This is a genomic window from Psychroserpens sp. (assembly GCF_034670085.1).
In the GTDB taxonomy this organism is placed as follows: domain Bacteria; phylum Bacteroidota; class Bacteroidia; order Flavobacteriales; family Flavobacteriaceae; genus Psychroserpens.
In genome coordinates this window covers 102,053-116,970 of sequence record NZ_JAXMOD010000003.1, presented here as the reverse complement: position 1 = coordinate 116,970, position 14,918 = coordinate 102,053, and the positions used below count along the sequence as shown (strand labels likewise).

The 14,918-nt window shown below is 32.9% G+C and carries 14 protein-coding genes; 5 read left to right on the top strand and 9 right to left on the bottom strand.

Annotation, left to right across the window (positions count from 1 at the left end; all coding sequences use genetic code 11):
• Positions 1-98: 98 nt before the first annotated feature.
• Genes VOI25_RS06615 through VOI25_RS06605 form a run of 3 tightly spaced genes read right to left on the bottom strand, consistent with a single transcriptional unit; the run spans position 99 to position 1,551 of the window.
• Positions 99-518 (bottom strand): hypothetical protein, encoded by a 420-nt coding sequence (locus tag VOI25_RS06615; protein WP_323788267.1) that lies wholly within the window; start codon positions 516-518, stop codon positions 99-101.
• On the bottom strand, positions 515-1,108 hold the full coding sequence (locus VOI25_RS06610) for an FMN-binding negative transcriptional regulator (protein ID WP_323788266.1): 594 nt from the start codon (positions 1,106-1,108) through the stop codon (positions 515-517). Before VOI25_RS06610 ends, VOI25_RS06615 begins: the two co-directional genes overlap by 4 nt.
• Positions 1,108-1,551 (bottom strand): DUF1569 domain-containing protein, encoded by a 444-nt coding sequence (locus tag VOI25_RS06605; protein WP_323788265.1) that lies wholly within the window; start codon positions 1,549-1,551, stop codon positions 1,108-1,110. The genes VOI25_RS06610 and VOI25_RS06605 overlap by 1 nt, the downstream gene beginning before the upstream one ends.
• Positions 1,552-1,621: 70 nt before the next feature.
• On the opposite strand from VOI25_RS06605, the gene radC reads away from it, so the two are divergent.
• The 4 genes from radC (at position 1,622) to VOI25_RS06585 (ending at position 5,314) form a co-directional block, all read left to right on the top strand.
• Entirely contained in the window at positions 1,622-2,320 is a 699-nt protein-coding gene (gene radC, locus VOI25_RS06600; RefSeq protein ID WP_323788264.1) for a RadC family protein, read from the top strand.
• A 151-nt stretch (positions 2,321-2,471) separates the two neighbouring features.
• A complete protein-coding gene (locus tag VOI25_RS06595) occupies positions 2,472-3,716 on the top strand; it encodes a polysaccharide deacetylase family protein (protein WP_323788263.1) in 1,245 nt (414 codons plus the stop codon).
• Positions 3,706-4,395, top strand: coding sequence for a YjjG family noncanonical pyrimidine nucleotidase (locus VOI25_RS06590; RefSeq protein WP_323788262.1), 690 nt, complete (start codon positions 3,706-3,708; stop codon positions 4,393-4,395). The genes VOI25_RS06595 and VOI25_RS06590 overlap by 11 nt, the downstream gene beginning before the upstream one ends.
• 37 nt (positions 4,396-4,432) lie before the next feature.
• Positions 4,433-5,314: a hypothetical protein gene (locus tag VOI25_RS06585; RefSeq protein ID WP_323788261.1), complete on the top strand. Its 882-nt coding sequence runs from the start codon at positions 4,433-4,435 to the stop codon at positions 5,312-5,314.
• Here the strand turns inward: VOI25_RS06585 and VOI25_RS06580 are convergent.
• Positions 5,311-6,591, bottom strand: a complete 1,281-nt coding sequence (locus tag VOI25_RS06580; RefSeq protein ID WP_323788260.1) for a replication-associated recombination protein A — start codon at positions 6,589-6,591, stop codon at positions 5,311-5,313. The two genes, VOI25_RS06585 and VOI25_RS06580, sit on opposite strands and share 4 nt — an antisense overlap.
• Positions 6,592-6,679: 88 nt before the next feature.
• Between VOI25_RS06580 and VOI25_RS06575 the strand changes: the two genes are divergently transcribed.
• On the top strand, positions 6,680-7,426 hold the full coding sequence (locus VOI25_RS06575; protein WP_323788259.1) for a rhomboid family intramembrane serine protease: 747 nt from the start codon (positions 6,680-6,682) through the stop codon (positions 7,424-7,426).
• Here the strand turns inward: VOI25_RS06575 and rlmB are convergent.
• From rlmB to VOI25_RS06550, 5 genes are all read right to left on the bottom strand, one after another.
• Positions 7,423-8,157, bottom strand: coding sequence for a 23S rRNA (guanosine(2251)-2'-O)-methyltransferase RlmB (gene rlmB, locus VOI25_RS06570; protein WP_323788258.1), 735 nt, complete (start codon positions 8,155-8,157; stop codon positions 7,423-7,425). The two genes, VOI25_RS06575 and rlmB, sit on opposite strands and share 4 nt — an antisense overlap.
• A gap of 63 nt (positions 8,158-8,220) precedes the next feature.
• Entirely contained in the window at positions 8,221-9,258 is a 1,038-nt protein-coding gene (locus VOI25_RS06565) for a hypothetical protein (RefSeq protein WP_323788257.1), read from the bottom strand.
• Between the two features lie 12 nt (positions 9,259-9,270).
• Positions 9,271-10,131: a hypothetical protein gene (locus tag VOI25_RS06560; protein ID WP_323788256.1), complete on the bottom strand. Its 861-nt coding sequence runs from the start codon at positions 10,129-10,131 to the stop codon at positions 9,271-9,273.
• A 13-nt stretch (positions 10,132-10,144) separates the two neighbouring features.
• A complete protein-coding gene (locus tag VOI25_RS06555; protein ID WP_323788255.1) occupies positions 10,145-11,734 on the bottom strand; it encodes a SusD/RagB family nutrient-binding outer membrane lipoprotein in 1,590 nt (529 codons plus the stop codon).
• A gap of 4 nt (positions 11,735-11,738) precedes the next feature.
• Positions 11,739-14,849 (bottom strand): SusC/RagA family TonB-linked outer membrane protein, encoded by a 3,111-nt coding sequence (locus VOI25_RS06550; RefSeq protein ID WP_323788254.1) that lies wholly within the window; start codon positions 14,847-14,849, stop codon positions 11,739-11,741.
• Positions 14,850-14,918 lie beyond the last annotated feature (69 nt).

The following is a 14,918-nucleotide window of genomic DNA, read 5'->3' as shown; positions in this document are numbered from 1 at the left end:
AAAGCTGTGCCAAAAATAATAATTTATTTAATGTTGGGTAATTAAACAAATACCTTATCTAAAAACTGCTTAATGCTTTTCTACCTAGTTGTAATTAATTAGATAATAAGTTCAAATATAATATATCCTACTAATAGTGTTCTGGCTGTCCAACTTAATGTTCTAATCCAATTGGTTCTAATGACCTTAGTAATAAGTTTTGGAGAACCTTCAGACATCAGTTTTAAATGAATTGGAACCTGAAAAAGAAAAGTGCTTAACCATACAAAAGCCAATAAAATCATATTTATTATATATAGGCTTGCTGAGGAATTGAACAGTAAAATAATCCCAGTTATAAGTTCAATAGTCATAATTGGAACCGTTATTACTCCGGTAATTAAATTTTTTCGTTCATATGCAGGAAATTTATCGCTATCTATTTCTCTAAAAAGTGGATAATGAACAACCTGAACAAACCAGCATAATCCAGTCATAAAAACAGTTGTAAAAACATGTATGAGTAAAATGATTTTCATTTAAACACAGTATCTAAAAACTGTTTGATACTTTCTTGATTTGATTTTAGTAATTCTGCTCTGGCCAATCTAGTATCTTTAGGTTTCTTGTCTTGAGATAATTTAAATTTACCTTCCCAATGGGTTATTGTAATTTCAAACATTTCAATATAATTAAGGTTGCTGTCTAGTCTTGGATTATTAGGTTCTAAAACATAGTTGTGATCTGGAGCTTCTAAAAATTCTGTCATTGCAATTAACGACTGCTTTAAAGCTGCTTTGCTTTCAATGGCTTTTACTGTTCCTTTTAAATGGACTTTAATATAATTCCATGTAGGCAATTGAGTGGTTGCGTAAACACTAGGAGAAATATAACATTCAGGTCCTGAGAAAATTAATGTAACATTGTGGTCGTTTTTCAGAAGCTTTGCCTGAGGATTATAGATATCGATGTGACCAATCAACTTTCCGTTATCAAAAATTAAAGGTAAATGTGTAATCAAAGGTGCATTGTTATCTATTGAAATAACGGTCGCGAGTGGATAGGTTTTAATGACCTCAATCATGTGATTTTGATTGTCGTCCAAATGATATTTTGGTGGATAATTCATTAGACACCAAACTGCTTTAAATGGTGATCTAAATGTTTGTATTGCATTTTTCCCCATTGCTCTTTCGTAAGTTCACCAAACGAAGGATGAGGTTGCCAATGGGATCTGTCTTTATGGGTATGTAATTCTTTTAATAATTGTATTAATTTTGGTTTTTCTACAGACACCTCTTTGTTATCCTTAGCTTTAAAACGAGGAACAGTTGGTACGTTTTTTCTCCAGGGTTTGTCATTATACATTGATTTTTTAAATAATAAGTTGATCAACCAATTCGGCTTTAGATTATAATCATCTTTTTCAAGAATAATATGTAGTGGAAACTGGCAATGATAGAGCATCTGTCCTACATTCATCTTTCCCCATTGTGCCTGTTTATGTTCGTCAAGTTGTTCAATTCTACTCATAATTTCAGTATGAGCTTCAGGAGTAAAAATGGATTTCATAATTTTATAGTATTTTTTCTATATAATGTATATATTTATACAGTAGAAAGTTACAATATATCTTTATTAAATGACCAAAAAATCAGTTTCATTTTCCATAAAAAATTGGTCTCAAGACGATCAACCTAGAGAGAAACTTCGCGATAAAGGTAAGTCCGTTTTAAGTGATGCCGAGTTGATTGCAATCCTTATTGGTTCTGGAAGCAGAGAGGAAAGTGCAGTGTCCTTGAGCAAACGTGTTTTGGTAAGTGTTGATAGTAATCTGAATGCTTTAGGAAAACTATCATTGAAACAACTTATGACCTTTAAAGGGATTGGAGAAGCAAAAGCTATTACTATTGCTGCAGCTTTAGAACTCGGAAGACGACGAAGAAGTAACGACGCACTTGAAAAAAGTAAAATTAGTTCTAGTGCTTCCGTTTTTGAACTCATGCAACCTATTATTGGTGAGTTAGCTCATGAAGAATTTTGGATAATCTATTTGAATAATTCTAATAGAGTCATTCAGAAAAACCAATTAAGTAAAGGTGGAATTACAGGTACTTTAGTCGATATTCGCATAGCACTAAAAACCGCCTTAGAAGTTGGTGCTGTCGGATTAATTTTAGTGCACAATCATCCTTCAGGAACATTAAAACCAAGTGAAGCAGATAAAAATCTGACTCAAAAATTAAAAACGGCTGCTCTAAGTCTAGATATAAAGATTTTAGATCACTTGATTGTCACAGAAAGCAGCTATTTTAGTTTTGCCGATGAATCTCTATTGTAAAAACATCTAGAGTAGATTTCTAAATATCAATTATAAAATGTCGATTTTCCATTGGTAATTTGGTACTTTTAAAAACTGGAATTTGAGATTATATATGCTCCTAGTTTATACACACAAAATAACACCAAGGTTACGTTACACATTTAAGCATTTGTGTACGCGAATATTAGGTGTACCAGTTTCATTTACTACAACAATTGAAGATTTTATTGCTCATGATAGTATAAAAATGTCATATTCTAAGCAACCTTTGAGTAATGAAATTTTTATAAGAAGCCATGAATTGCTTTTTGAACAAGGGCTTTCAGATATTGATATAAATGTTCAGGATTGGGATGACACAAAATGTTTTTTTTCTACAGGAGAAAAGAGTGCTTTACCTTTTGATATTTTTGCAGCTTCATTCTATTTATTGAGTAGATATGAAGAATATTTGCCACACGTAAAAGATGATTTTGGTCGATTTACGGCTTCAGAAAGTATTGCTTTTAATAACAACTTTTTGCAACAACCTGTCGTCGACATTTGGACCTATAAGTTCAAAGCAGTTTTAGAAGAAAAATTTGAAGATTTTAGTTTTCCAAAAAGACATTATTCTGTTCAACCAGTTATAGATGTTCCAAGAGCATACTATTACAGAAAAAAAGGATTGATAAGAACTTTTGGAGGTATTTTAAATGATTTGGTGCGTTTAAGATTACGACGACTATATCAAAGAACTTTAATATTATCTGGATTTAAAAGAGATCCACATGATACGTTTAAATGGATAATTAATAAGCAGAAAAATTGCGATTTTAAGTTTATAGTTCTTTTTCTAATTGGTGATTACTCAACCTATGACAAAAACATCAATATCAATAAAAAGGAATTTGTATCACTTATCAAATCCGTTGCAGATTATTGTAAAGTTGGATTAAAAGCGTCGTATTTTGCATTAGATGATATTTCCATTTTGAAGAAAGAAAAGAAAAAAATGGAATCCATAATTAACTATGAACTTCAAGCCTCGAGACATTCGTTTTCTAAACTGAATTTACCCAAATCATATCGTCATTTAGTCGAACTTGAAATTCATCAAGATTATACCATGGGTTATATTAAAGAACTTGGATTTAGAGCTGGTACATGTACACCTTTTTTGTTTTACGATTTAGATTATGAAGTCCAAACACCATTGCAAATTCATTCGTTTCATTGTTTAGATTCAGCCTTATTAAAACACCAATCTCAATTAGATAAGAAAGAAGCTCTTCAACGAATTATATACCAAGTAAAACAAGTGAATGGAACGTTTACTCCTATATTTCATAATTATAGTTTTAGTGACGATTCCCTTTGGAATGGGTACAGAGAATTATTCACCATGATATTAGATTCAGCTAATGAAAATTAAGAACATTAAACATGTGTTTTTCGATCTCGATCATACACTTTGGGATTTTGATAAAAATTCGGCACTAACCTTCGATAAAATATTTCATCTTCATCAACTTGATATAGACAGAACAGAATTTTCTTCAGTTTATGAGCCCATTAATTTAAACTATTGGAAACTGTATCGTGAAGAGAAAATCAACAAATCAAATTTGCGCTACAAGCGTTTAAAAGATACATTTGATGCCATAGAATTTGAAGTTTCAGACGATACAATACATCAATTATCTGAAGATTACATAACCTATCTAACAACGTTTAATCATTTGTTTGAAGGCACTTTTGATATTTTAGAACATTTAAAAAAACGGTATCAATTGCATATCATCACAAATGGTTTTGATGAAGCGCAACAAAAGAAAATGGATAATGCTAATATCTCTAAGTATTTTAATACGGTTACCAATTCTGAAATTGCAGGTGTAAAAAAACCTAATCCAATTATTTTCGAATATGCCTTAAATATTGCTAAAGCTGAGTCACATGAAAGTATCATGATTGGTGATAATATCGAGGCTGATGTTTTAGGCGCAATTGATGTTGGTTTTGATGCCATTTTATTCAATTACCATAATTGTAACGCAGAAGATCATATCAAACAAGTAAAATCATTGTTGGATATAAAAATGTATCTTTAATAACTCGTTTTAAAACATTAAAAAACAGATAAATCAAATGAAAAATTTATTTCTGATTCTTTCGCTTTCATTCCTATTTTCTTTGAGTGCATCTTCTCAAGGTGAGACCGAAAATATTGAAGCCATTAATAATTATAAATATATCGTTGTTCCATTACGATATGAATTATTTAAAAACCAAGATGAGTATCAAATTAATTCTTTAACTGAATTTTTGTTTAATAAATATGGATATACTGCATTTTTAGAAAGTGATACGTATCCAGATGATTTAAATCAAAACAGATGTTTGGCGCTAAAAACTGAGGTTGTCAAAGTGAAAGGTGGGTTTTTAAATACAAAACTTCAAATTAATCTTATGGATTGTAATGGTAATTTGGTTGCCTCTTCAAAAGTTGGAGCATCTCGAGAAAAAGAATATAAGACAGCATATAATTTTGCATTGCGAGATGCTTTCGAAACTTTTCAGCATTTTACTTACAATTATAAACCCGATCCAAAGGTCGTTGCTTTGTCTGCAAGCGCAAGTAGTAATTCATCAGCTCCAAATACCGAGCAAGTGAAGGCAGCACAAGATGAAATTGAACGTTTAAAACAAGAAGTTGCAGCTCTAAAAGAAGAACAGGAAACTGAGGAGCTAGAAATTCAACCTGTAGTTAAAACATCGGCTGAAAAGGTTGAACAACCTAAAGAACTTGTAAAAGATAATAATACACTTTTTGCACAACCTATTGAACATGGTTTTCAAGTCGTTGATCTTACACCCAAAGTAATCATGATACTTTTAGCAACGCCAAAGCAAAATACATATATTGTAAAAGACCAAAATGCCATTGTTTTTAAAGAGGACGGATTTTGGTATCTATCAAAAAATGATGGTAAATCAACTTCATTAGAAACCTTAAACATTAAATTTTAATAACCGTATTTCTCTTTCCAACGAAGTTTTAAAAATTCGCGTTGTGCATTCTCTCTAGAATTGTTACCTGGATTATAAAGTGTTGTGTTTTTGATTTCTTCAGGTAAGAATTCGTGATTTGCAAAATTGTTATCATAGCTATGTGCATATTTATAATTATCACCATAACCTAACTCTTTCATTAATTTAGTTGGTGCATTTCTTATAGAAAGTGGTACTGATAAATCTCCAGTTTCTTTGACCAGTTTTAAAGCATTACCAATAGCTTCATAAGCAGCATTGCTTTTTGGTGATGTTGCTAAATAAGTAGCACACTGACTCAAAATTATTCGAGATTCTGGAAAGCCAATAATAGAAACCGCTTGAAAAGTATTGTTGGCAATCACCAAGGCTGTCGGATTTGCATTTCCAATATCTTCACTCGCCAAAATAAGTAAACGTCGTGCAATAAACTTTACATCTTCACCACCTTCAATCATTCGGGCTAACCAATAAACAGCAGCATTAGGATCACTTCCTCTAATCGATTTTATAAATGCCGAAATGATATCATAGTGTTGCTCACCAGTTTTGTCATATCTAACGGTATTGTTTTGAACCTTTTCTGAAACAATTTCATTGGTAATAACTATCTTTTCATCACTATCAAAAGAGGTAACAATGAGTTCAAAAACATTTAATAGTTTTCGTGCATCACCTCCAGAAAGTCTAATTAAAGCTTCAGTTTCTTTTAATTTTATATTCCGTTTCGATAATAAATCATCTTCTTTAATAGCACGTTTTAAAAGGGCTTCCAAATCAGCTTTTTCAAAAGCATTTAAAACATAGACTTGACATCTTGAAAGCAATGCAGGAATCACCTCAAAACTTGGGTTTTCGGTTGTTGCACCAATAAGTGTTACCCAACCTTTTTCAACAGCTTGTAATAATGAATCTTGTTGAGATTTACTAAATCTATGAATCTCATCAATAAATAAAATAGGATTCTTCGTTGTGAATAATCCACCACTTTGTTTCGCTTTATCAATGACTTCTCTAATATCTTTAACGCCAGAATTTATAGCACTTAAAGTGTAAAAAGGTCTGTTAGACTCGTTTGCAATAATATTTGCAAGGGTTGTTTTTCCAGTGCCTGGTGGACCCCAAAAAATCATAGAAGCAATAACGCCATGTTGCAATTGCTGTGTTAAAACACCAGTTTTACTAACTAAATGCGACTGACTTAAATAATCGTCAAGTGATTGCGGTCGTAATCGTTCTGCTAATGGTTCGTTCATAATGTAAAATTACAAAAAACGAATGTGACAATATTTCATAGTTTTAATAAATGGAGAGCATTTTGCTAATTAAATTCTAAATTTGAAGATGAGTCAAAACCAACAACAGTTTAAATATTCTACAGGAGTCGTTGCATATCCTGTATTTTTTGTGCTTTTAATTTGGGTTGTGTTTTGGTTACAAGTACGATTTTTTCCAGTTATAAAAACATTTGGAGTGTATCCGCAAAAGCTTGAAGGACTAAGTGGCATCTTTTTTAGTCCGTTTATTCATGCAGATATTCAACATTTATATCATAATAGTATTCCACTTTTTATACTATCGGTTGCCTTGTTTTATTTCTATCGGAAAATTTCTTGGAAAGTTATTCTCTACGGAATTGTTTTATCTGGATTGATTACTTGGATTATTGGTCGACCATCAAATCACATTGGAGCTAGTGGATTGGTTTATGTTCTTGTGAGTTTTATATTTTTTAAAGGTGTTTTTGCGAAGCATTTTAGATTGGTTGCCTTATCGTTATTGATTATTTTTTTATATGGAAGTATGATTTGGTATGTGTTTCCCGTTAAAGAAGGCATGTCTTGGGAAGGTCATTTAGGCGGATTGATAACAGGTTTGTTGTTTGCAATTATCTTTAGAAAATCGGTCGCTAAACCAGAACGTTATAAATGGCAACAGCCTGATTATAACGAAGACAATGACCCTTTTTTAAAACACTTTGATGAAAACGGAAACTTTATTGAAACTATTGAACACGAAATAGAAGAAGAGTTTTTATCAGAAGAAAATCAATTGAATATTACCTATACGTATAAAGAAAAGAAAGATTAACGTCGTTGTCTAACAGCTTCATAAAGAAATGCTCCACAAGCTACTGAAACATTTAAAGATTCAATTTCTCCTAAAATTGGAAGCTTAGCCTGGTCATCAGAAACTTTCAAAACGGAAGGGTTAATGCCTTTTCCTTCAGAACCCATAACAATTGCACAAGGTTCTTTAAAAGACACATCGTAAATCGTGTGTTCGGCTTTTTCTGTCGCTGCAATGACTTTAATTCCTGAGGCTTGCATATAAAACACGGCATCTTTTATATGATCGACTTTACAAATTGGGATTTTAAAAATGGCACCTGCACTCGTTTTTATGGTATCTCCATTTACAGGAGCACCACCTTTTTTCTGAATAATAATTCCTGAAACTCCTGTGCATTCAGCAGTTCTTATAATAGCTCCAAAGTTTCTAACATCGCTTAATTGGTCGAGTAGAAGAAAGAGTGGTGTTTTGCCAGATTCTAAAACGGTTTCAACTAAATTTTCAAGAGTATAAAAGGTTATTGGAGCAATTTGAGCAATAGCACCTTGGTGATTTTGTTTAGAGAGTCGATTAAGTTTTTCAACGGGAACATAAGAAATGTTGAGACGTTCTTTTCTTAGTAAGTCTTCTAATTCTGTAAACAAATCACCTCGTAATCCTTTTTGTAAAAATACCTTGTCGATATTTTCTTCAGATTTAACGGCTTCTATTATGGCACGAATACCAAAAATTGTAGTCTCTTTTTCCATGCGTCAAAGGTATAAAAAAAACCACCTAAACTTAGGTGGTTTTTGTAAACTTAAATTTAAAGCCTATTGATTTTTCATTAGCCTTTTTTCTTCAAGTGATAGTCTATAATCTGCAAACCTGCCTTGAGCGATTTGAGTATTATTACTATCAGTAATTGTATAGGTGCTTCCAGCTTTCTCGACAAAGAAAGACGTGATTGCATTTCCATTGCCATCGTTAAGTCCACCATCATTCAATGGAAACAAAGTTGATAAATCTACAGATTCAACAAATACACCTGCTTTCATAAAGTCTATCGAAACAGGAATGTTATCACCATTTGCTGAGGTATTGCCATTAGCAGTCCAAAAACTAGCATCAATGGTATATGTACCATCAGTATCAGAACTCAGAATTATTAATTCTTCTGGACAATCATTATAACTGGTTTGTACATATCCACCATCAAAAATTAATTCTAGATCCAAGTCTAATCCTACATCAATATCACAAGGATCTTCAGCACTATCTAAATAATCACCAGCCCAATTTAATCTAGCAACTAAATCTTCTCCAACAAAATCGTTGATATTTATGCTAATATCTTGTTGAATTGAAGCAGACATTAATGAGGTCGCAGATAATCTCAAATGAACTGTTTCAGTTTGTTCAGGAATGAAATCTTGAATAGTTTCAATACTTAACTCCATAGTTTCAGAAAAAGGAGGAAAAGAAGCAACATACCCTGTGCCTCCTAAATATCCATATTCAAACCAACCTGATTCAAACCATGTTGGATAAGGCACTTCTACAGATTCAAATTGAACCCTATCATATAAGCCATTACCTGTTGTAGGATCACCTTCAGCGGTTACAACTGGATTGCCTTGATCATCTAGGATGTCAATTCTAATATCAATTTTTTCCGAAACCGCATATTCTGCATTTAAAACAAATACTGCTGTTTCTCCTTCAGTTACAGTAACTGAATTACTCATGAGCGTTAAGGAAGGTTTCCCTCTTCTCGCAATAGAATCATCGTCTTCACATGAGAAGGTAACAAGACCGAGAAGGAATACAATAACTAAAGCGTAACTTATTTTTTTATGTATATTTTTCATGTTTTTCTTGTTTTATAGTGGTGTGTAAACTGAAACTCCATTTTCTCCATAAGCCTCACAGTACCATGATATGGTTATAACTCCTGTGTCTGGATCAACGGCATTAATGCCGCCATCAAGAGGAATACAAGTTCCCCATGGATCTGTTTGATCTACCCATGATATGTCATCACAGTTTTCTGTAAAAACAACATCAAAACTTGTAGGTCCAGTATTATAAGCGGCTACATAAGGGCCAACAGTATAAAGTCCTCCTGAAAAATCTACAACACTATATTGGCCATCACCTAATGCCGTAACTTCAACGTCCATTGTATGTGAGCTAAATGTTGGTAAAAAATCGTGAAAACCGTAAGTTGTTGATACACTATACATGCCTCCAATATCTGAAAAACAAATTCCATTAATTGTGATAGTTAAAGTTCTGTATTGATCAGCTACTACGCCATTGGTAGCAGAAGTAATATTTAACACTAATGTTTTTGGATTGTCTACATCTATAACATCAGAATAAAAATTAATATCAAAAGTTGCGAAGTCTCTATCATTTGGTATTGCAACAGATTGAGTACCACCTACAAAATCATAATCAGTTCCTGCTATTGCAGTTGAACTTTGATCGACTTCAAAATTAACAGTAATATTTGGGTTGGTAGAAAAATCATTCCCTCCAAATAAAACCACATTTTCACTGTACATATAAACTGCGCCATCTGTAACGAAAGCAGGAGATGCTTCAGTGTTGTTGAAACCTACCACATATGGTGTGTTTGCTAAATCGGCTTCTATTTGCTGAGGACTATCGTCTATATTACACGATACCATAATTCCAGCACTTAGAATGGTCAATAAAATAAATTTAATTTTTTTCATAATATTCTTTTTTTTAGTCAACATCCCAAAAAACAGGTAAATCAAAAGCGGTATCTACGGTTTGATTGTAGACACTAACATTTGCTGAATTTCCTGTATATTCTGATGTTGGATATAATAATCTTAATGGTCTATTAGGTCTGTTTGTAATATCTGGAAGAGGCATATTGCTAGGATAACCAGTTCTTGTATATTCAATCCAAGTTTCAGCACCATTGGTTCCGCCTAAATCAATCCATTTTTGTGTAATAATAGCTTCAAGTTTATCAGTACTACCATCCCAACCAATTTTATTGACATTACTTGAGGCATTAATATATGCATTAGCTGCCAACTCTGGGGTTGTTTCTGGATTAAGTTCACCTTCCAAAGGATGACCTAAAGGATAAACATCATCAGTATCTACTCCAAGTCTAATAAATGATGATAAAATAGCACTCTCAAATAATCCTTTTGCATTTCCTGAAGATAATAATCCTTTAAACACAGCTTCAGATTGAAGGAAAAGCGATTCAGAAGCTGTCATAATATAACCATCTTGTTGAGGTGATGATAATAAACCAGGACCAATTCTTGACGGTTGGTCTCCACCTCCTTGAGTATTTCCTTGAATAGCAGCTTGTCCAGCTCTTGGTGCGTATAAGCGTTGTAACCTTGAATCTGCTACGCCATTAGTGGAGCCATTTAAGAATTCTACTAAAAATGTAGTTGGTCCAGCTCTTAAGTTTGAGAAAGTTTCGTTTGCGGTATTTCCAAACTCACCTGCAGCATATCCAAAGGTTTCTGCAAATGGATTCATTCTATCGACTTCATCCGAATAACCAGGATTTATAGTCACATTTTCTCCAAAACCAATAAATTCAGCATTGTTAAGCGATGCAAATTCAGTATTGAGAACGGTTTGCAAATCAGGATTAGATGGAGCTACATCAGAAATACGTAGAAGCATTCTTAGTTTTAATGTATTTCCAAATTTAATCCACATGTTCATGTTTCCACCCATAATAACATCATTTGAACCCATATCAACTGCTGTGTTAGCATCTGTATTTTGAATCTGATCAATAGCATCATTTACATCATTGATTAAAGCAATGTATACATTAACTTGATTGTCATATTCAGGGAAGAGTAAATCACCACGTTGATGAATATCTGTAAATGGAATATCACCATATAAATCTACGAGATACTGAAAATAAAAGGCTCTATATATTTTAGATGCACCTTTAAAATAATCGTAATTACTGCTGTAGTCATTGACGATGATTTGAGTTAAATTTCCAGTTCTAGCCATTAAATTGTCCCAAATACCACTATAAAAATCAGTACTCAATTGGTATTGAAATTCGGTAAAATAAGGTGCTTGAACTTGCTGAGCATTTCCAGACCAAGTCGCAATCATTGTATTTCCTAAATCATTCATGGTTGTCATGAGGGTAGCAGAAGGTACAGTGAATGCTCCAGGTAAAATTACTTCTGGTTGTAATTCATCAATGACCACTCCGTTTGGATCTTCATTGACAAGCACATCGTCACAAGAAAATGTAATACATAATAGAGCAAGTGATAATGCGTATTTTAATTTAAATATATGTTTCATTTTCTTAAAAGTTAAATTTAACATTCATTGAATAGAATTTAGTTGGAGGTGTTTGACCATATCCACCTATTCCAGATCCTATTTCAGGATCGTTATAACCTCTGTTTTCTTTTGGTAAAACAACGAGTAAATTTCTTCCGCTTATACCAACTGATAAACCTTGGATAAATGTGTTTTCCAAAACTTTACTTGGTAAGGCATAACTCAGTGCAATCTCCCTAAGTTTAAATGCAGTGGCATCAACAATAAAGTTTTCATCTACACCTTGGAAGTCATCACTTTGAACAAACGATTGGTATTGCGCATAAGCTGATGGTCCACCATAAGATGGTCCAGTAAGCACTGTTGTGTTAGTTGTTCCTGAGCCTTGAACAGTAGAGTTAGGAAATATAAAATGTCCTCTACCATTTTCTGCTGTAATAAAGCTACGACCTTGGCCAGATAAGTTATTATAGATACCAGAGTAGAATACATGTCCTGTTCTAAAATCTGCAACAGCACTCAATTTAAATCCTTTGTATGTAAATTCAGTTCCAAAATTTAAAATGTAATCTGGAGTTGTTTTTCCTAATACTTTTAAACCTGAAGCTGTTCTTGGAGAACCATCAGGATTTAAAACCACTCTACCTGCTTCATCTCTTTCATAGGCCGTTCCTTGAATTAGAGGAAATTCTTGATTTTGAATAGCATAGATTCCAGGAGCACCACTACCTAATTGGTCTGAATCTTCAGTAATTTTTGTGGCCGTTGTTTTTTGTGAAGCATAACCGAAATTTAGTCTCCACTTAAAATTATCGGTTTTAATTGGAGTTAAACCTAAATCCACTTCATATGCGTTAGTTTGAGTTTCACCTACATTAATACCTGCACTAAATACACTTGTTGCTGAAGATACAGAAGCACTTAATATTTGATTATCATTGGTATAGAATGAATAACTTCCATCTAAGGTAATTCTAGGAATGCCACCTCGTTTAAGTAATTCTAAATTTAAGTTTAATTCATAGGTATTAATAAATTCTGGCTCTATAGCATTATCAAATGTTGATGATGGAATTATAAAAGAATTTACACCACCTGGATAAGGAAATGCAGCAGGTCTAAATCCAGTGTCAAAAAGATCATGAGCTCCTAAAGCTGAAATGTTTGCTACTTTTACATAACCACCTGATACTTTCATTTTATGGAAAAAGTTAGACCTGATTTCTGGGAAGGCTTTAGTTGGAATGAAAGATGCACCAACTGAATAATAGAAGAAACCTATATCTCCAATATCTCTTCCTGGAGATTGTAATCTAGAATCCCATTCCTGTCGTCCTGTTAGATTTAAATATAAATAGTCTTTATAGCTTAAATCAATGTTTGCGAAAACCGCCTGCTGTCTTGCTTTTGAACTAAAGTCAGAAACAGAAATACCACTCGAGATATTTTCCACAGTGTACAATCCTGGAAGTGTTAAGATATCTCCAGATGTGGTTTGAGAAAATCCTTTGCTTTCAGTACTATTAAAACCTATTAAAGATTTTAATGCAATATCTTCAGTTAAATCATAATTGAAATTGGCTATTAAATCAGTGTATAAAGTTCTTGAATTACTACTTGTAACACTTAAAGATGACTGAATGTCTCTACTGTCACCAGTTACTGTATATTCTGATACATAGGCATTCGCAAAAGTAAATCCTTTACCACTATTAGTTACAACATTACTTCGTAATACAGCGCTAATATTATCATTAAACTGGTATGATAATTCAGCAGATAAATCGGATCTTGTGTTTTCTGAAACAGTTCTTTGGTTGTTTTTAACCCAGTAAGGACTATTACCAAATGCCGTCCAGTGGTCAGTATTACTTCCAGAATCGAAATCTGTTACATTTATATCACTAGGTAATTGTGCTAATTCAGCATAAACGCCACTCAATCGGATAAATCCATCATTATCTACAATTGTTGCAGAGACATTTTGATCTTCAGTTGTGAAACGTGCATTTCCTGATAAAGAAAGCTTACCAAATGTTTTACCTGCACTAAGTGCTAAAAAATCTTTTTTATAGGTGTCATCAGGAATAATACCATCTGTAGTCCTTCTATTTGCTGACAATGAATAAAACCCTTCACTATCTCCACCAGAGAGTGTTATAGTGTTTTGAACTGCAATACCAGTATCAAAAAAGTCTTTCATATTATCTTTTTTAAACTCGTAATCCGTATATCTATAATCATTTATAGTAGGATAAGGCAATCCAACAGGTTGAATAGAACCATCATATTCTGGTCCCCAAGACCCTTGGTCAAAGGCATCAATTTCTCCCCAATAGCCTTTACCATATCGATCCTGTAATTGCGGTAAAAAAGCAATTTTCTCTAAGGAAAGTGTAGTCGAATAAGAGATGTTAAGTTTGCCTTGGTTTTTGGTGCCTTTTTTTGTGGTTACAATTATAACACCGTTTCCACCGCGAGAACCATATAATGCAGCTCCGTTTGGACCTTTAAGAATATTAATAGACTCAATTATTTCTGGGTCTAAATCAGATAAAATCGTTGCAGACGAAATTACATTATCAATTACGACTAATGCAGAATTTGATCCAGATAAAGATCGCGTACCTCTCAATCGAATTGTAGTGGAAGGATTAACTCCTGTATTGGTTGTGTTAATCTGTAAACCAGAGACCTTACCTACTAAAGATTGTACAGCATCTGGATTGTTTGCCGATGTGATTTCTTCTGCTTTAAGATTTTCATAAGCCGTAGTAATCTCATCTGGTTTTCTTTTAATACCTACTGCAGTTACAATAACTTCATCAAGTGATTCTGCATCTTCAAGCATAGTGACATTAATTGTACTTGATTCAGCTACAGTGATTTCTTGTGTTTGCAAACCAACATAAGAAAACACCAAAACGTCTCCTACATTACTTGAAAGTGCATAATTCCCGTCAAAATCTGATTGAGTTCCAGTTGTAGTTCCTTTAATAATAATATTAACTCCTGGAAGCGCTATTCCTGATTGGTCTGATACTTTACCAGAAATAGTTTTTTCTTGTGCCAACGTAAGTTGCACAACTAACAACAGTAATAGCGTTAGTGATTTACGTAAAGTTTTTTTCATATTATTGATTGATTAAAATTAGTCTAATCCAAATTTCACTATAAAAAAGTATTAAAGCAATCTTATTAT

Bases quoted from the DNA above. Each gene is read 5' to 3' on its own strand.
- VOI25_RS06615 (WP_323788267.1), bottom strand. From the start codon at position 518: ATGAAAATCATTTTACTCATACATGTTTTTACAACTGTTTTTATGACT.
- VOI25_RS06610 (WP_323788266.1), bottom strand. From the start codon at position 1,108: ATGAATTATCCACCAAAATATCATTTGGACGACAATCAAAATCACATG.
- VOI25_RS06605 (WP_323788265.1), bottom strand. From the start codon at position 1,551: ATGAAATCCATTTTTACTCCTGAAGCTCATACTGAAATTATGAGTAGA.
- radC (WP_323788264.1), top strand. From the start codon at position 1,622: ATGACCAAAAAATCAGTTTCATTTTCCATAAAAAATTGGTCTCAAGAC.
- VOI25_RS06590 (WP_323788262.1), top strand. From the start codon at position 3,706: ATGAAAATTAAGAACATTAAACATGTGTTTTTCGATCTCGATCATACA.
- VOI25_RS06585 (WP_323788261.1), top strand. From the start codon at position 4,433: ATGAAAAATTTATTTCTGATTCTTTCGCTTTCATTCCTATTTTCTTTG.
- VOI25_RS06580 (WP_323788260.1), bottom strand. From the start codon at position 6,591: ATGAACGAACCATTAGCAGAACGATTACGACCGCAATCACTTGACGAT.
- VOI25_RS06575 (WP_323788259.1), top strand. From the start codon at position 6,680: ATGAGTCAAAACCAACAACAGTTTAAATATTCTACAGGAGTCGTTGCA.
- rlmB (WP_323788258.1), bottom strand. From the start codon at position 8,157: ATGGAAAAAGAGACTACAATTTTTGGTATTCGTGCCATAATAGAAGCC.
- VOI25_RS06565 (WP_323788257.1), bottom strand. From the start codon at position 9,258: ATGAAAAATATACATAAAAAAATAAGTTACGCTTTAGTTATTGTATTC.
- VOI25_RS06560 (WP_323788256.1), bottom strand. From the start codon at position 10,131: ATGAAAAAAATTAAATTTATTTTATTGACCATTCTAAGTGCTGGAATT.
- VOI25_RS06555 (WP_323788255.1), bottom strand. From the start codon at position 11,734: ATGAAACATATATTTAAATTAAAATACGCATTATCACTTGCTCTATTA.
- VOI25_RS06550 (WP_323788254.1), bottom strand. From the start codon at position 14,849: ATGAAAAAAACTTTACGTAAATCACTAACGCTATTACTGTTGTTAGTT.